Here is a 16,802-nt window from a genome sequence, read left to right as displayed (position 1 = left end):
TATATCAACATCTTTCGTTCGAGGTGGTGTCAAAATTCCAGTGATCAACTGTTGTAGGTGACTCGATGTATCCGGTCAGGAGCGTGCGCGTGCCAAGTGAAATCGATCTCGATGTCTTCCCGCATCTGGAGGCGGACCTGGGCCGCGTTCGTGACGTTCTCGGACCCATGCGATTCCGAGCCAGGCCGGAGCTGACGGCGCTCACCGACGACGGGCCCGATACCTCTCGCCGCCTGGTTCGGCCCACGCTGACGTTGCTGTCGTATTACTTGCTCACCGATCCCGCGATCCCGGCCGGGGACCGGGCGGTGCGCGCCGCTGCCGCGGTGGAGTTGCTGCACCTGGGTTCGCTCCACCATGACGACGTCATCGATCACGCCTATGAGCGTCGGGGCCGGCCCAGTGCCAACGCGGTATGGGGTTCGCGGCTCGCGGTGCTGGGTGGAGACTCCGTGATATTCGCGGGCGGGCGCTTACTGGCCGAACTCGGGCAGCGCGAAGCGCTCGCGGGCGCGAGTACGGGCGAGCAGATGTGCGCGGGCATGGTGATCGAGGCCGCCGACCAGTATGTGGCCTCCCGCAGTGAACAGTCCTACCTGGAAGCGAGCGACGGCAAGACCGCGGCGTTGCTGGCGCTGGCCTGCCGGGTGGGCGCGATGGCGGCCGGCCGGCCTGACGATCAAGAAGAGGCACTGGCCCGATTCGGCCGATATCTCGGGCTGGCCTACCAGCTCCGTGATGACATCCTCGATTTGACCGCGACGGCCGAAGAAATCGGCAAACCCGTCAACACGGACCTACCCGAGGGCATCTATACCCTCCCTGTGATCCGTGCCGCCGCCCGCGACCGCGGTCTCGCCCGGCTGCTGCGCGCAGGAATGACCGGGGAGGAGGCCGCCCGTGCCCGTGCGCTTGTCATTGCCTCCGGCGCCGTGGAGGAAGCGCAGGCGATGGCCGACGAATTCATCGACCAGGCCGCCGGACAGCTCACCGAGTTGCCCGTCGACCCGCGCGCGGTCCACGCGATGATCGCCTACGCCCGGTCCGCACTCGACCGGCGAGCTTCGCTGCCGGTGGTCTCCCCACCTTCGAAGCAGTCACCCCGGGCCGACAGTAAGGAACTGCCGCCGCATGTCCTGTCATGGGTGCGGAGTTGGTTGGTGGACACCGGCCTTGCCGCATCCGCGGCCGAGTTGAACCACCGCCGGTGGGCGGGCGGATTCGGGCTTCTGGCAGCCGTGATGCCGGCAGTTGCTTCACCGGACGCCGACCATGAACAGACCTCGGCCGGCCTGGGCATGCTCTGCCTCCTGTGGGATGACCTGTTCGAGGATCCGCGGCTGAAGGATCCGGAAGCCATCGCCGCGCTGAAGCGTGGCCTGGTGGCAACATTGCGCCAGGACCCGGAGAACCCGTGGCGGCCCGGGGCGCTCCCGACGGCCTGGGCGAGTTTGTGGCCGCGCGTGCGGGCGGGCCGCAGCACCCGCTGGCAGGAGCAGTTCCTCGACAACCTGGAGGAATGGTACGAAGCTGCCGAACGCGAAGCGCACCATCGCCTCAGCGGCTACATCCCTTCGACAGCGGAGTATCTGCCGCTGCGAAGGTCGACCAGCGGGTTCGACGTCGCCATGGCCTTATTGGAGGTGCACCACGACTACGAACTGCCGCCGGTACTGCGCAACCACCCCGTTTTCCGCCGTCTCGAGGAGCTCGCCTTCTTTGTGGCGTTCGTGGAGAACGACCTGGTGGGGATCGATCAGGACGAGGCCGACCAAGTCCCCTACAACCTGGTTCGGGCCATCCGCCACGAAACCGGATGCACCCGCAGCGAAGCCATCGAGCAGGTGCAGCGCCAGCTCGCGGAGCACCGGGCTCAGCTCTACACGGTGGCCCGCTACATCCCCACGCTGCTGCGCATGCTTCCCGGCCTGTCCGGGCCGAAGAAAAAGTACTCGGCGGTCTACGAAACCGTGACCGGCATGGCACTGTCGGTACCTCACAGCGATCGGCACACGCAAACCTCCGCTTCCGAAGCGCCGGAGCCGGACTTCGAACGCCTGCGCCGAGAGATCTACCAACCAGCCCCGGGCCCGGTGCACACCGCGCTGTAACCACCCCGTCGGCAGGTAAAGCGGGTGTCCCGCCCGATCGCCGTGGTGATCGGGCAACGACTCCCGTTCACGGGGCGCCCGCGGCACCGCGTGCAGAAAAGTTACGAGCGCCGGACGCGCCCGCGCGACCTCCTCAGCGCTGCGCCGAGACGCTGTGTCGCGGATCTGCTGGCCCCAGAACTCTGTGTACTCCGAGCAATGTCGAGCCGGGCCGGACGTGTACCTGCCGCCGCCCACGAAACATTCAGCCGCGCGGGTGCAGCGCGATTCGCTGTTTCCGCCGTAGTCGGTGCCCTCGGCGATCTCCCGGTTCGGGTGTGCGTTCCGCGCGAGCTGGAATGCCGGAGCCGGTCGAGCCGCGGGGTTCGGCCGGTGAACGGCTTCCGGCGCGAAGGTCAGTGGACCGGGCCGGTGTACTTCTCGCCCGGCCCGGCACCGGGTGCGTCGGGAACCGCCGAACTCTCCCGGAACGCCTTCTGCAGCGACTGCAGCCCTTCCCGCAGCGGTCCGGCGTGCGGGCCCAGATACTCCACCGACGCGGTGATCAGCCCGGCCAGCGCGGTGATCACACGCCGTGCTTCGTCCATATCGCGGCGCGGGCTGTTGTCCGGATCGTCGTCACCGAGCCCGAGCTTCTCCGCCGCCGAGCTCATCAGCATCACGGCGGCGCGGCTGATCACCTCCACGGCGGGGATATCGGCCAACTCACGCACATCGCCTTCGGGCTGTTCGGTCATGGGTCCCAGGCTAGAGAACCCGGCGGGTGGCTCAACGAGCCGGTCCGGCGGCACGTAGCATCCGCAACTGGCCGATCTCGGTCGCGTTCTTCATCAGCTCGGCACCGACCCAGGCGGCCAGGTGCGCGACGGTCAGTCCGGCTTCCGCGGGCCAGGGATAGGAGGTGGCGGCATCCAGTTCCGCGTCGCCGGCACGGTCGAGGACCGCGAGCCACTGGGTACGCAGGGTGTTCAGCCAATCCAGAGCCGCGGCGGTATCGCCCGGCCAGTACACCTCGGTGCGTTCGGGCACCGGCCGGCCTTCGGCATGAGCAATGGCCGAACTCCACCACCAGCCGATATGCCAGGTCAGCCACCCGATGGTCGGTACCGGGATCGGATCGGGTTCGGTCTCCGCGAAATCGGCGCGCCACAGGCCGTCGGCGCCGCGGTGCACCGTCCAGCTCACCGCGGCGGGCGCCCAGTGCGTATCGTCGTCGGTCAGGGCTTCGAAATGCAGCTGGGACAGCGACCAGACCAGGTCGAATTGCCAGCGCAGCAGGTCACGTCGGCTGCTCACGGGGGTCGAGCCTGGCACGGCGCCGGCGGCGGGGCAAGCGGTTTACGGCCGGGGTCCGGGGCGCGATTCGTCGGATCGGGACCCCAGCTGTTAGAATTTTCGGCGACGACCGCCCCGGTCCTGTCCGGGGCAGACAAGTGGAGCCCGACTCCCACCGTTGCCGGCGAGTGATCGCCTGGTCAAACGGTCCGGTCGCCCACCCTTCCCGGGTGGGTTCCCGATCGCGCCTCCGGCGTGATCGCGGCGCAGGCGTGTACGACCTGCGTGGACCGGTCGACATCGGGCCTCGTGGCGGTGAAATACCGCACCGGGGCCTTTGTGTTGAACAAGGGGTCCATTGCGAGCGGTCGTCGGACGACACCGCTAGACCTAGGAGGCCCCATCAGCACTGAGACCCGCATCAACGATCGCATCCGTGTTCCCGAGGTCCGGCTCATCGGACCCGGCGGTGAACAGGTTGGGATCGTGCGTGTTGAAGATGCACTACGCGTCGCCCTGGAAGCAGACCTCGACCTCGTAGAGGTCGCGCCGGACGCACGTCCGCCGGTCTGCAAGATCATGGACTACGGCAAGTTCAAGTACGAGACCGCGCAGAAGGCGCGCGAGTCCCGGAAGAACCAGGTCCAGACCGTGATCAAGGAACAGAAGCTGCGGCCCAAGATCGACGATCACGACTACGAGACCAAGAAGCGCAATGTGGTGCGCTTCCTGGAGGCGGGGTCGAAGGTCAAGGTCACCATCATGTTCCGGGGGCGCGAACAGTCCCGGCCCGAACTCGGTTTCCGGCTGTTGCAACGGCTGGCCTCCGACGTGGCGGAATTGGGTTTCGTCGAGACCTCGGCCAAGCAGGACGGCCGCAACATGACGATGGTCCTCGCCCCGCACAAGGGCGCGAAGACGCGGGCCAAGGCCGCCGAGGATTCGGTCCGGTCACAGCCCGGCAGCGCGGCGCCGAATGCCGGTCGGCCGGTCGCGCAATAACAACGGCTTCCGCCGTGAACACTGCGGCGCTCCGCCGCATATATCGCGGCGAACGCCGCAGCGGTATTGCGTCGAGCCCGCAATAACGCTGATCAGTACACCTGGTCCGCCCCTGCGCGGGCACGACACAGATTGAGGTTGCCATGCCGAAGATGAAGAGCCACAGCGGCGCTTCGAAGCGTTTCAAGGTGACCGGTAAGGGCAAGCTGCGCCGTCAGCAGGCCAACCGCCGGCACCTGCTCGAGCACAAGCCCACCCGCCGGACTCGTCGTCTGGACGGCACGGAGTCGGTCGCCGCGTCCGACGTCCGCCGTGTGAAGAAGCTGCTGGGTATCTGATCCCCTTCCCCGGGACCGATACCGTCCGGTACCGCATCCGCGACCGGACGCCGAAGAACCGACCCACTCGGGTGCGCTCGACCGGGCACCCCCAAGATCGATTAGGACTGACCAGTGGCACGCGTCAAGAGGGCCGTCAACGCTCAGAAGAAGCGCCGTTCCATCCTCGAGGCTTCCAAGGGCTACCGCGGGCAGCGCTCGCGCCTGTACCGCAAGGCCAAGGAACAGCAGCTGCACTCGCTCACCTACGCCTACCGGGACCGCCGGGCACGCAAGGGTGATTTCCGCAAGCTGTGGATCGCCCGGATCAACGCCGCGGCCCGCGCCAACGACATCACCTACAACCGTTTCGTGCAGGGCCTGAAGGCCGCCGGTGTGGAGGTCGACCGCAAGAACCTCGCCGAGCTGGCCGTCTCCGATGCCGAGGCGTTCGCCGGTCTGGTCGCCGTCGCCAAGGCCGCGCTGCCCGAGGATGTCAACGCCCCGGCTGCCTGAGTCGTCGTTCCGGGTCCGGACCACTGTCCGGCCCGATGTGCGGAAGGCCCCCTCCTTCGGGAGGGGGCCTTCGGTATTTCCGGAGAGTGTGACCGAGGGGCGGCGATTCGCCGGGACGCCCGCGATGGTGGGCGTGCGGCGAAATTCTTGCGACAATGCCAGTGCGTGGTTGTCGACGTTGCCCGACGATGAGCAGGCCGAAGGTGCGTACCACCCGCTCGCGGATGGCGTGGCGGTGTCTCGGCCGATATCCCGGCACTCCTGTGGAGAGGTTGTGACCATGAAGATGCGCGCGGCCCGGATGTACGACTACAGAGAACCGTTGCGGCTCGAGGAAATTCCGATACCCGATTTCGGTCCCGAAGAGGTGCTGGTCAAGGTTGGCGGCGCGGGTATGTGCCGTACGGATTTCCAGCTGATGGACGGGTATTTCGCCGCCTCGCTCCCGGCTGATTTCCCGATCACCCCCGGGCACGAGATCGCCGGGTGGGTGGCCGGGGTCGGGTCCGGGGTACCTCGGTCGGCCGGTTTGCGTGAAGGCGATCAGATCGTGGTCGAGAGCAGTTGGGGGGAGGGATCGTGTCGCCAGTGTCACGACGGGAATTTCCAGCTGTGCGCGGGCGGCCGGTGGGCAGGCTTCGGGCCGCACGGCGGGTACCAGGAGTATCTACCGGTGCCCTATCGGCACCTCATCCCGGTGCGCTCGGGCAACGGCCTCTCCCCGATGAATCTGGCGCCGCTGACCGATGCCGGGCTGACGCCGTACCGGGGACTGAAGAAGCTCCGGGCGGCGGGGGTTCTGGGACCCGGGCGAACCGTGGCGGTGATGGGAGTCGGTGGGCTGGGCTCCTACGCGACGCAGTACGCGAAATTGCTCGGCGGCGGCGCGACGGTGGTGGCATTCGCCCGTACCGACAGCAAACTCGATATCGCCGCGGCGAACGGCGCCGACCACACGATCAATACGCGCGACAAGTCGGTCGAAGGCGTACGCACCGCACTCGAGAACTCGACCGGCCGGCCGGAGGTCGACGCGGTCATCGAATGCGCGGGGTCGGAGGAGTCGATTCGGCTGGCGTTCGCGCTACTCGCCACCCAAGGGGCGGTCGCATCGGTCGGGCTGATCGGCAACCGCATCGATATCCCGCTGTTCCCATTCGTCGCGCGGGAGTTCAGCTACTTCGGATCGTTCTGGGGCAACTACAACGATCTCACCGAAGTGCTCGACCTCGCCGAGCGCGGCATGATCAGGCACACCGTGAGCCCGGTCCGGTTCGAGGATGTCAACGATACGATCGCCGCCCTCGGTCGCGGTGATGTCGTCGGGCGAGCCGTGCTGGTCTACGACTGAGATGGCGTCGGCCGGAGGCCAGGGCCCGGGGCGCCTGTTCCGGGCCCGGCCCCGGCGACGCTTGCACTGCCGCGGACGTCCGGGTTACCCGACCCTCGGCGCGCGTGATGTGGCCGGACTTGCGGTGGGCCGGTGTGTCCGCTAATACTTAGCCATATGGCTAAGTATTCGGAGTCGCTGGACGGTGTGTTCGCCGCACTGTCGGACCCATCCCGGCGGCGGGTGGTCCAGCGACTCGGCACCGGTCCGGCCAGCGTCGGCGAACTGGCCCGGGATCTGCCGATCACCTTGCCGTCGTTCATGAAGCACCTGCGGGTGCTGGAGGACAGCGGGCTGATCCGGACGGTCAAAACCGGGCGGGTGCGGCGGTGCGAACTCGATCGCGAACGGTTCGCACTGATCGACGGCTGGCTGGCCGAACAGCGACGCGTCTGGGAAGGCCGCACGGACCGACTCGAACAATTCCTGCTGACAACCGAGGAGCCCACCGATGAATCCTGATCTCGACCTGTCCCTGCACCGGGTGATCCGCGCGCCGCGCGGCAGTGTGTGGAACGCCTGGACCGACGCCGGCAGCCTCGCCCGCTGGTGGCTGCCCGCCCCGGCCCGCTGCCGGGTCGAACGGCTGGAGGTCCGCCCGGGCGGCGCCTTCGTGACCAGGATGAGCGCGGACGGCGGCGAATTCGTCCCGCATCTGGACGCCTGTTTCCTCGTGGCCGACGAACGGGAACGCCTCGTCTTCACGACCGCGCTCGACAGCGGCTGGCGTCCGGCCACCGGAGAGATCCTGATGACCGCGGAGATCACCCTGCGGGATCATCCGGACGGTACCGACTATCGCGTACTGGTCCGGCACGGTGATCCGGCCGCGCGGGCCCGGCACGAAGAACTCGGGTTCGCACACGGGTGGGGCACGGTTACCGATCAGCTCGCCGAGCTCGTCGAGAGCGAGGTGCGGGCATGAAACTGGTGCTCACCGAATTCCTCACCCTCGACGGTGTCGGTCAGGGGCCCGGCTCACCCACCGAGGACACCAGCGACGGATTCGACCGCGGCGGCTGGCTGGTGCCCTACCTGGACGAAGTCTTCGTCCGGCGGACCTCCGAATGGCTCGACGCCGCCGACGGGCTGTTGTTCGGCCGCCGGACCTACGAAGCCTTCGCCCGGGACTGGCCCGCCGTCACCGACCCCGGCGACCCGTTCGCGAAGCGGATGAACACCCTGCCGAAATACGTGGTCTCCGGCATCCTGACCGAGGGAGAGTGGAACCCGACGACCGTGCTACCGGGCGACCCGGTTGTCACGGTCGCGGAACTGTTGCGCCGGCCCGGTCGTGAACTGCAGATTCACGGCAGCTCCCGGCTGGGCGATACGTTGCTCGCCGCCGGATTGGTCGACACCGTCCGGCTGGCCGTCGCGCCCACTGTGCTGCGCGCGGGTCGGCGGCTGCTCGCCGGCACCGGACCGGCCACGGGTCTGCGCCTGACCCACCACGAGGCCACACCTCACGGCCTGCTCCTGCTCGAGTACGAGGTCACCGGTCCCGCGCCGCTCGCCGAATTCGACGGTGTCTCCCAGTTCGCCTGATCGAACACCCACGCGTGCCCGGCCCGGTCGCGCCGAGATCCCTTGATTCGGGGGGCGCGCCGGGCCGGGTTGATACTGTGGCCGCTCGGGACGCGGACACCGAGGAGCGATCATGAACCGTCGGGTGCTGAATATCGTCGCCGCAGCAGCGGTTTCGCTGGGGATCGGACTGCAGCCGGTATCGGCGGCCGCGGACGGGATTGCGGTGCAGCCGGTCCTGCCCACCGAGCGGATCGAAACGGCGACGGCACCGTTCGATCCGATCTGCCCGCTGTGCTTCGTGCGCGAATTCCTGGAGACCTTCTCCTAGTTCGCGCGCGGCGCCGTCGCGTGCGGGCCGGCCGTCGCCGGCCCGGCAATGCGCGGAGAAGTCCGCGCAGCGGGTCTCGGCGGGTAGCGGACCCGGAGAGCGGTACCCACTACGATCTCTGGGTGCCCGACCGACAAGAACCCACCGACGTGCGGAATCCCCGTGTGGTGGCCGCCGTCAAACTCCATCGCGGCGTAGCGCGCAAGCGCGCCGGCAGATTCCTCGCCGAGGGCGCGAACTCCGTCGCTGCCGCACTGGAAGCCGGCCGGGTCCGCGAACTCTTCTACTCCGCCGAAGGCGCCACCCGGGAACACGCCCTGATCGCCGGCGCCGCAGCCGACGGTGTGCGCACCACGCTGGTATCCGATCGGGCCGCGCAGGCGCTGGGCGAGACGGTCACACCCCCAGGGCTGGTGGCGGTCTGTGATCTGGTCGATGTGCCGCTGGACCGGATCCTTCCGCCGGATCCGGGAGCGAGCATTCCGCGGATACTGGCGGTGCCGGTCGCGATCGCCGATCCGGGTAATGCGGGCACCCTCATCCGGGTGGCCGACGCGGTCGGCGCGGACGCGGTGGTTCTGGCCGGTGACAGCGTGGACCCGCACAACGGTAAATGCGTGCGCGCGTGCGCGGGCAGCCTCTTCCATGTCCCGATCGTGCGCGCACGCGATACCGGGACGGTACTGGATCGCCTCGACGCCGCGGGCATCACCACGGTGGCGACCACCGCCGCCGGCGAAGTCGATCTCGAGGATGCCGAGGAACTGTTCACCCGGCCGGTCGCCTGGTTGTTCGGCAACGAGGCCCATGGTCTGGACCCGGAGATCGCGGACCGGGCGCGGCACCGGATCCGGATCCCGATCCGGGGGCGGGCCGAAAGCCTCAATCTGGCAGCGGCGGCCGCGATCTGTCTCTACGCGAACTCGCGCACCCGCTTCGGTCGCGGCTGATCACGGCCTCCGTCGGTGTGGGCCGTGGTGAGCCGGCGGTAGGTCAGGGGCTGGACTCGCGCGTTCACATTCCGTGCTCGTACAGATCCGTGAGGATGTCACGGGCCCACTCGGCCTCGATCGCGTCCGGGCCGGTCACCCGCAGCGCGGCCAGGACGGTGAGCAACATACCGGTGGAGAGGAATCGCCGCGTATCGGCCACCGGGGCGCCGGTGAGCTCACGGACGAGTCGGTAGATGCGGCCGTACCGGTCGCGGACGACGGGGCCGATCTCGGGATCGCCCGCTGCCGCGAATGCGTGGAGCAGCACCTGTAGCAAAGTGCGTTCGGCGAGGATCTGTTCGTATGCCTCCGACAGTGCGTCGAGGGCGGTTCCGGTCCCGGCACCCGCCGCGGCGTCGGTGAAGACCTCTTCTATGCGATCGCAGACCTGTGCGACGGCCGCCAGGAACAGTCGCTGCTTGGAACCGAAGAGGCGAATGACATACGGCTGGGAGACCCCGGCCCGGCGGGCGATCTCATCGGTGCGGGTGGCGGCGTAGCCGGATTCCGCGAAGGCCGCGATCGCCGCGGTCAGTACCTGAGCTCCGCGCTCGCCGGCGGTCATCCTGGTCCTGCTCGCTTCCGGCATGGTCCTCCTCGTCGTTCGGTGTGGTCTTGACAGGTTATCAGTCGATGCATACCGTCAGAAGGAGACTAGTTATCAGTCGATTACAACAAGGACTGGATATGACCGAGATCCTGAGCCCACCGGCCGCCACACCACCCGCCGCGCACCGGCACACACCTCCCATCGCCGCGGAGGCACGGCGACCACTGGCCGCCGTGCTCGCCGCGGTCGGAATTCCGATGTTCATGGTCACGCTGGACAATCTGGTGGTCACCAACGCACTCCCGGTGATCCGCGCCGAACTGCACGCCTCACTCGGCGACCTCCAGTGGTTCGTCAACGCCTACACCCTGTCGTTCGCCGCCCTGCTGCTCACTGCCTCCGCCCTCGGTGACCGGCTGGGTCGCCGCCGCGTGTTCCTGGCGGGTATCGCGGTGTTCACCGCCGCCTCGGCGGCCTGCGCGCTCGCCACCGATCCGGCGATGCTGGTCGCCGCGCGGGTGGTGCAGGGCTTCGGCGGCGCCGCGGTGATGCCGCTGTCGTTGACCCTGCTCTCCGACGCGGTACCGGAGCGGCTGCGCAGCGCGGCCATCGGGATCTGGGGCGGTATCGCCGGGCTCGGCGTGGCCGTGGGACCGCTGCTCGGCGGCGCCGTGGTCGACGGATTGAGCTGGCAGTGGATCTTCTGGGTCAATGTGCCCATCGGCGTCCTCGTGCTGCCGCTGGTGGTCTGGGCACTGCGTGAATCGCGGGGCGGTGGCGGGCGCCTGGACCCGGTGGGACTGGTCCTGGCTTCGGCGGGCGTGCTGGCGGTCGTCTGGGGCATCGTGCACGGCGCCGACGACGGCTGGGATTCGGCCGGGGTGCTCACCGCGCTGATCGGCGGCGCGGTCCTGCTGGGCGCGCTCATCGCCTGGGAGCACCGGGCCGCGGCCCCCATGCTGGCGCCCCGGCTGTTCCGGATCCGGGCCTTCGGCGTCGCCAATATGGTGGCCTTCGCCTTCTCGATCGGCGTTTTCGGGTCGATCTTCCTGCTCGCCCAGTTCTTCCAGGTGGTGCAGGGGTACAGCCCGTTCGAATCCGGTATCCGGACCATGCCGTGGACCATGGCGCCGATGGTGGTGGCCCCGCTCGCGGGCCTGGTGATCGACCGCGTCGGGGCCCGGGTCCTGCTGGTCACCGGCCAGGCACTGCTCGCGGTGGCGCTGGCCTGGATGGCCGCCATCGTCTCGGTGGACCTCGGCTACGGCACGTTCGTGGCGCCACTGCTGCTCGCCGGAGTGGGGATGGGCCTGACCTTCGCGCCGCTGGCGACCGTGGTGATGGGGGCGGTACCGGAGGCGGATCGTTCCGTGGCCTCGGGCACCAACAACACGCTGCGCGAGGTCGGCGTGGCGATGGGTATCGCGGTCCTGGCCTCGGTCTTCGCCTCGTACGGCGCGTACACGGATCCGCAGAGCTATGTGGACGGGCTGGTACCGGCGGTCTGGGTCGGGGCGGGGATCGTCGCGGCCGGGGCGCTGGCCGCCGCACTGCTCCCGGGCCGGGCGAGCGTGCGGGAACCGGTGAGCTGACGAGTACCGTCCGCCGCGTTGGGCGCAACCCGGTACCGGATCGATCGATCGGCGGCGCGCGAACCGGCGCGTCGCCGATCAGCGTTCGCGGACCGAGACCAGCGATTCCGTGGCGTCGGCGGGAACGGCCGGGCCGGGCGTGCGCTGCCGCCGGCTCGCGGTCGCGTACAGCACGACCAGCAGCAGGCTGAACCAGACGTAGCCGTTGCCGATCACCTTGTCCCAGGCCGACCAGCCCAGCTCCCGGCCGTCGTTACCGGGCAGGTCGCTGTGTTTGGCCAGCACGAAGACCACCGCGGTGGCCACTGCCGCGGCATACCAGCCGCGCGCCTGCGACCAGGGCCGGGTCGTCGCGTACCCGATCATCGCCAGCAGCGCGGGTGCCACCCATACCCAGTGGTGCGACCAGGAAATGGGCGAAACGAGCAGCGCCACCACCGCGTTGACCGCCAGCGCGATCATCGGAGGTGTCCCGGTGCGCCGGATGGCGGCCACCGCCACCGCCACGAGCGCCACCGCGGCGAGTACCCACAGTGCGGTGGCCAGGGTGCCGGTGACCTCGAAGCGAGCCAGCACGGCCTGGATGGACTGGTTGGTCTGGAACTCCGACCCGCTCAATCCACCGACATTGCCGAACCCGCCGAACCAGTACCGCACCGATTCGTCGGGCATCACCGCGAAACCGATCGCCGTGGCGATCGCACCGCTGATCGCGGCCGTTATGGCGGCCTTGTAGTCCTTGCGGATCAGGAAATACAAGACGAAAGCCGCCGGGGTCAGTTTGATCGCCGCGGCGATACCGAGCAGCATCCCGCGCGGCCAGCGCGGATTGCGGGTCAGGCAGTCGGCGGCGACCAGACCCATCAGGATCAGATTGACCTGGCCGAAATCCAGGGTGGACCAGACCGGCTCGAGCAGCAGCGCGAGCGGGGTCGCGGTCGCGGTGACCACCAGGGCGAGTTTGCGCTGGTCCTGACGCGGCCAGACCTGCCGGGCCACCAGGAACAAAGTCATCGCCAGCGCGCCGATGGAGACCACCAGGTAGGCGACCACCGAGGCGGCCCACGGCAGCAGTGCGTAGAGCCCGAGCGCCAGCGCGGCGAACGGCGGGTAGATGAACGGGAGGCTGATATCGGCGGCCGTCTCGGGGAGATGACCGTAGAGATCGCCGCCGGCCCGCCACTCCTCGACCCCGAGCCGATAGACCTCGAGGTCGATGTACTCGCCGCTGATGGCGCGGAACGGATCGATCGGGCGCGACATACACACCCACGTCACGACCACCGCCAGGAGCGGCAGCAGCCAGACCACCTGCCGACGGGCATGTCCGGCGAGCGTCTCGGTGCGGGTCAAGGCGTTCGTCATCGGAGGGGACTTTACCGGTTGACGGTGTCCATGTACCGGGCAGTGAGCGGCGGGGGATATCGGCGTGAGTCCGGTAGGGGCCATCGAATACGATTCCACCAGCAGCAATACGGGCGCCGGAGCCGACCGGGCCCGCTCACCGATGCCCAGGGGAGAGACGAGTAGACCGTGGCCGACGACACCGACGCAGGCGCAGCGACCGGCGGGCAGGAATCCGCCCTCACCGAAGAAGCCCTGGCCGCCGCGGCCGCGGCGGCCGAGAAGGACTTCGCGGCCGCTGCCGATCTGGACGCGCTCGCGGGTGCGAAAACCGAGCATATGGGCGGCCGGTCGCCGATCGCGCTGGCCCAGCGGTCGCTGGGATCGCTGCCCAAATCGGAGAAGGCCGACGCCGGTAAGCGGGTGAACAAGGCGCGGGCGCGGGTATCGGAGGCGTTCGAGGAACGGCAGCGCGTGCTGCTCGCCGAACGTGATGCCGCGGTGCTGGTCGCCGAGGCGATCGATGTCACGCTCCCGGCCGACCGGGGCCAGGTGGGTGCCCGTCATCCGATCACCGTCATCTCCGAGCAGGTCGCCGATGTGTTCGTCGCAATGGGCTGGGAGATCGCCGAGGGGCCGGAGGTGGAGACCGAGCATTTCAACTTCGACGCGCTCAACTTCCTGCCCGACCACCCCGCGCGCACCATGCAGGACACCTTCCATATCGCACCGGCCGGTTCGCGCCAGGTGCTGCGCACCCACACCTCCCCGGTGCAGGTGCGGTCCATGCTGGAACGCGACCTGCCGATCTATGTGGTGTGCCCGGGGCGCACCTTCCGCACCGACGAGCTCGATGCCACCCATACTCCGGTGTTCTCGCAGGTCGAGGGGCTGGCCATCGATAAAGGCCTGACCATGGCGCATCTGCGCGGCACGCTGGACGCGTTCGCGCGGGCCCTGTTCGGTCCCGAGACCACCACCCGGATCCGGCCCAACTACTTCCCGTTCACCGAACCTTCGGCCGAGGTCGACGTCTGGTTCCCCGACAAGAAGGGCGGCGCCGGCTGGGTCGAATGGGGCGGGTGCGGCATGGTCAACCCGAAGGTGCTGATCGCCAGCGGGATCGACCCCGACGAGTACAGCGGCTTCGCGTTCGGTATGGGGCTGGAGCGGACGCTGCAGTTCCGCAACGGAATTCCCGATATGCGCGACATCGTCGAGGGTGATGTGCGGTTCACCCTGCCCTTCGGTATCCGGTCCTGACCTTTTTCGAGCGAGAGAGCGAACGTCACAGTGCGAGTAGCGCAGTCCTGGCTGGCCGAAACGATCCGCCGCACCGTCCCCGACTGGGAGGTGACACCGGAGGAACTCGACGCCGGATTCGTCCGGGTCGGGCTCGAAGTCGAGGAGGTCGACGAGCTGGAACGGGTGGGCGGGGATATCGAACACCCGCTGGTGGTCGGCCGGGTCGCCGAGATCACCGAGCTCACCGAGTTCAAGAAACCCATCCGGTTCTGCAAGGTCGATATCGGCGCGGCTGAACTCCAGGAGATCGTCTGCGGAGCCACCAACTTCGCGGTCGGTGACCTGGTCGTCGTGGTGCTGCCCGGCGGTGTGCTGCCGGGCGGTTTCGCCATCTCCTCCCGCAAGACCTACGGCCACGTATCCCACGGCATGATCTGCTCGGTCGCCGAACTCGGTATCGGCAAGGACCATTCGGGCATCCTGGTGCTGGAACCCGGTACCGCCGAACCCGGTACGGATGCCAACGACCTGCTCGGTCTCGGCGATACCGTCATCGAACTGAACATCACTCCCGACCGCGGTTACTGCTTCTCGGTCCGCGGCCTGGCCCGCGAACTGGCCTGCGGTTTCGATCTCGAATACGCCGATCCGGCCGTGCGCACCCTTCCCGAAGGGCCCGAGGCGTGGCCGGTGGACGTGGTACCGGAATCGGGCTGCACCCGCTTCGGTGTCCGCCGGGTCATCGGTATCGATCCGCACGCGGTGAGCCCGTGGTGGCTGCAGCGCCGGTTGCTGCTGGCGGGCGTGCGGCCCATCTCCCCGGCGGTCGATGTCACCAACTACGTGATGCTGGAACTCGGACAGCCGCTGCACGCCTTCGACGCGGCGAAACTCAGCGGCGGTCTGGTGGTGCGCCGCGCGCGCCCCGGTGAGACCCTGCGCACCCTCGACGAGGTCGAACGGGAACTCGACGCCGAGGATGTGGTGATCGCCGACGACACCGGGGTGGTCTCGCTGGCCGGTGTGATGGGTGGGGCGTCCACCGAGGTGGGCGCGGAGTCCACCGATATCGTCCTCGAGGCCGCCACCTGGGATCCGCTGTTCATCTACCGCACCGCCCGCCGCCACAAACTGGTGTCGGAGGCGAGTAAACGCTACGAACGGGTGGTGGACCCGGAACTCAACCTGGCCGCGCTGGACCGGGCCGCGTCCCTGCTCGCGGAGATCGCCGGCGGCACGGTGGAGCCCACGCTCACCGATATCCGGCTGCCGCTGACCCCGCCGGAACCGATCCGGATGGATATCGACCTGCCCGACCGGGTGGCCGGTGTCCAGTACGCTCCCGGCACGTCCGCGCGCCGCCTCACCCAGATCGGCTGCCATGTCGAGGTGGCGGTCGACGAGACCAGCGGCCACGGTCAGCTGGTGGTGACGCCGCCGAGCTGGCGGCCGGATCTCGTCCAGCCGGCCGACCTGGTGGAAGAGGTGCTGCGGCTCGAGGGTCTGGAACAGATCCCGCTGGTGCTGCCGCAGGCGCCCGCCGGGCGCGGCCTCACCGCCGTGCAGCGCCGCCGCCGCGCGGTGAGCCGGGCACTGGCCTTCGCCGGCTGTGTCGAGGTGCCGCCGCCGGTGTTCCTGCCCGCGGGGGTCTTCGACACCTGGGGGCTGGACGCCGACGACCACCGCCGCACCACCACCCGGGTACTGAACCCGCTGGACGTCGAACGCGCCGAACTCGCCACCACGCTGCTGCCGGGCCTGCTGGAGATCGCGGCCCGCAATATCTCCCGCGGCGCCCGCGATCTGTCGCTCTACGGGATCGCCCAGGTCGTACTGCCCGGCCCGGACACCGCGCCGGTGGCGCCGCTGCCGGTGGACCGCCGCCCGACCGACGCGGAGGTCGCCGAACTGCTGGCCTCGCTGCCCGATCAGCCGCAGCACGTCGCGGTGGTGCTCACCGGCCGCCGGGAACCCCGCGGTCCATGGGGTCCGGGGCGGCCGGCCGAAGCCGCCGACGCGTTCGCGCTCGCCGATGTGGTCGCCGAGGCCGCCGGGGTCGAACTCGAACGCCGGCCCGGCAAGCACCTGCCGTGGCATCCGGGGCGGTGCGCCGAGCTGACGGTGGACGGTGTCGTGATCGGCTACGCCGGCGAATTGCATCCCGGCGTACTGGAACGCTCCGGCCTGCCGCCGCGCACCTGCGCCCTGGAACTGGATCTGGACGCACTGCCGCTGCGCGAGGCCCGGCCCGCGCCGGCCATCTCGCCGTTCCCGGCCGTGCTGCAGGACGTCTCGGTGAGTGTCGCGCACGATGTTCCGGCGGCGGAGGTGGAGACCGCGCTGCGATCCGGTGGCGGGGAACTGCTCGAGGATATCGCGCTGTTCGACGTGTACGCGGGCGCGCAGGCCGGGGCGGGACGTAAATCGCTCACCTACGCCCTGCGTTTCCGGGCCACCGACCGCACTCTCACCGAGGACGAGGCCAGCGCCGCGCGCGATGCCGCCGTGGCCGCCGCGGCAGACGCGGTGGGCGCGGTGATCCGCTCCTAGGAGAGCCGTTCTCCGGCAACGTGGTCGGTACGTCCGAACGGGCGGGCCGGACGTCGTAGG

Annotated in this window: 17 protein-coding genes; 13 read left to right on the top strand and 4 right to left on the bottom strand. The window is 69.0% G+C overall.

Annotated elements, in window-relative coordinates; translation table 11 throughout:
• Window positions 1-89 precede the first annotated feature (89 nt).
• Window positions 90-2,111 carry a polyprenyl synthetase family protein gene (locus tag NF4_RS33795; RefSeq protein WP_063131487.1) on the top strand — a complete coding sequence of 674 codons (2,022 nt, stop codon included), beginning with the start codon at window positions 90-92 and terminating at the stop codon, window positions 2,109-2,111.
• Between the two features lie 395 nt (window positions 2,112-2,506).
• Here the strand turns inward: NF4_RS33795 and NF4_RS33790 are convergent, their stop codons facing one another.
• Both NF4_RS33790 and NF4_RS33785 read right to left on the bottom strand, forming a co-directional pair.
• Window positions 2,507-2,848, bottom strand: coding sequence for a DUF1844 domain-containing protein (locus NF4_RS33790; protein WP_063131460.1), 342 nt, complete (start codon window positions 2,846-2,848; stop codon window positions 2,507-2,509).
• Between the two features lie 31 nt (window positions 2,849-2,879).
• Window positions 2,880-3,407 carry a DinB family protein gene (locus NF4_RS33785; RefSeq protein ID WP_232330771.1) on the bottom strand — a complete coding sequence of 176 codons (528 nt, stop codon included), beginning with the start codon at window positions 3,405-3,407 and terminating at the stop codon, window positions 2,880-2,882.
• 336 nt (window positions 3,408-3,743) lie between these two features.
• Here NF4_RS33785 and infC point away from each other — a divergent pair, with 336 nt between their 5' ends.
• The 9 genes from infC (at window position 3,744) to NF4_RS33740 (ending at window position 9,419) form a co-directional block, all read left to right on the top strand.
• The gene (gene infC / locus NF4_RS33780; protein ID WP_030523710.1) at window positions 3,744-4,388 is read left to right on the top strand and encodes a translation initiation factor IF-3; all 645 of its coding nucleotides are present in this window, start codon (window positions 3,744-3,746) and stop codon (window positions 4,386-4,388) included.
• A 143-nt stretch (window positions 4,389-4,531) separates the two neighbouring features.
• The gene (rpmI, locus tag NF4_RS33775) at window positions 4,532-4,726 is read left to right on the top strand and encodes a 50S ribosomal protein L35 (protein ID WP_030523709.1); all 195 of its coding nucleotides are present in this window, start codon (window positions 4,532-4,534) and stop codon (window positions 4,724-4,726) included.
• 114 nt (window positions 4,727-4,840) lie between these two features.
• The gene (gene rplT / locus NF4_RS33770; RefSeq protein ID WP_030523708.1) at window positions 4,841-5,221 is read left to right on the top strand and encodes a 50S ribosomal protein L20; all 381 of its coding nucleotides are present in this window, start codon (window positions 4,841-4,843) and stop codon (window positions 5,219-5,221) included.
• A 280-nt stretch (window positions 5,222-5,501) separates the two neighbouring features.
• Complete coding sequence (locus tag NF4_RS33765) at window positions 5,502-6,572, top strand: NAD(P)-dependent alcohol dehydrogenase (protein ID WP_084533783.1); 1,071 nt, start codon at window positions 5,502-5,504, stop codon at window positions 6,570-6,572.
• Between the two features lie 156 nt (window positions 6,573-6,728).
• A complete protein-coding gene (locus tag NF4_RS33760; RefSeq protein ID WP_063131457.1) occupies window positions 6,729-7,073 on the top strand; it encodes an ArsR/SmtB family transcription factor in 345 nt (114 codons plus the stop codon).
• On the top strand, window positions 7,063-7,536 hold the full coding sequence (locus tag NF4_RS33755; RefSeq protein ID WP_063131456.1) for an SRPBCC domain-containing protein: 474 nt from the start codon (window positions 7,063-7,065) through the stop codon (window positions 7,534-7,536). Before NF4_RS33760 ends, NF4_RS33755 begins: the two co-directional genes overlap by 11 nt.
• The gene (locus NF4_RS33750) at window positions 7,533-8,159 is read left to right on the top strand and encodes a dihydrofolate reductase family protein (RefSeq protein ID WP_063131455.1); all 627 of its coding nucleotides are present in this window, start codon (window positions 7,533-7,535) and stop codon (window positions 8,157-8,159) included. The genes NF4_RS33755 and NF4_RS33750 overlap by 4 nt, the downstream gene beginning before the upstream one ends.
• Window positions 8,160-8,271: 112 nt before the next feature.
• The gene (locus NF4_RS33745; protein WP_063131454.1) at window positions 8,272-8,469 is read left to right on the top strand and encodes a hypothetical protein; all 198 of its coding nucleotides are present in this window, start codon (window positions 8,272-8,274) and stop codon (window positions 8,467-8,469) included.
• 122 nt (window positions 8,470-8,591) lie between these two features.
• Window positions 8,592-9,419, top strand: a complete 828-nt coding sequence (locus NF4_RS33740) for a TrmH family RNA methyltransferase (protein ID WP_063131453.1) — start codon at window positions 8,592-8,594, stop codon at window positions 9,417-9,419.
• 64 nt (window positions 9,420-9,483) lie between these two features.
• Here the strand turns inward: NF4_RS33740 and NF4_RS33735 are convergent, their stop codons facing one another.
• On the bottom strand, window positions 9,484-10,026 hold the full coding sequence (locus tag NF4_RS33735) for a TetR/AcrR family transcriptional regulator (RefSeq protein WP_232330770.1): 543 nt from the start codon (window positions 10,024-10,026) through the stop codon (window positions 9,484-9,486).
• A 122-nt stretch (window positions 10,027-10,148) separates the two neighbouring features.
• Here NF4_RS33735 and NF4_RS33730 point away from each other — a divergent pair, with 122 nt between their 5' ends.
• The gene (locus NF4_RS33730) at window positions 10,149-11,603 is read left to right on the top strand and encodes an MFS transporter (RefSeq protein ID WP_063131451.1); all 1,455 of its coding nucleotides are present in this window, start codon (window positions 10,149-10,151) and stop codon (window positions 11,601-11,603) included.
• Window positions 11,604-11,681: 78 nt separating this feature from the next.
• Here NF4_RS33730 and NF4_RS33725 read toward each other — a convergent pair whose 3' ends face one another.
• Entirely contained in the window at window positions 11,682-12,968 is a 1,287-nt protein-coding gene (locus tag NF4_RS33725; protein WP_063131450.1) for a glycosyltransferase 87 family protein, read from the bottom strand.
• Between the two features lie 168 nt (window positions 12,969-13,136).
• On the opposite strand from NF4_RS33725, the gene pheS reads away from it, so the two are divergent.
• Both pheS and pheT read left to right on the top strand, forming a co-directional pair.
• Window positions 13,137-14,210 carry a phenylalanine--tRNA ligase subunit alpha gene (gene pheS, locus NF4_RS33720; protein ID WP_063131449.1) on the top strand — a complete coding sequence of 358 codons (1,074 nt, stop codon included), beginning with the start codon at window positions 13,137-13,139 and terminating at the stop codon, window positions 14,208-14,210.
• 30 nt (window positions 14,211-14,240) lie between these two features.
• Entirely contained in the window at window positions 14,241-16,742 is a 2,502-nt protein-coding gene (pheT, locus tag NF4_RS33715; protein ID WP_063131448.1) for a phenylalanine--tRNA ligase subunit beta, read from the top strand.
• The last annotated feature ends 60 nt before the right edge of the window (window positions 16,743-16,802 follow it).

Source organism: Nocardia fusca NBRC 14340 (assembly GCF_001618425.1).
Classification (GTDB): Bacteria; Actinomycetota; Actinomycetes; order Mycobacteriales; family Mycobacteriaceae; genus Nocardia; species Nocardia fusca.
The sequence above is the reverse complement of the archived record's forward strand: the minus strand, read 5'-3'. Positions and strand labels throughout refer to the sequence as shown.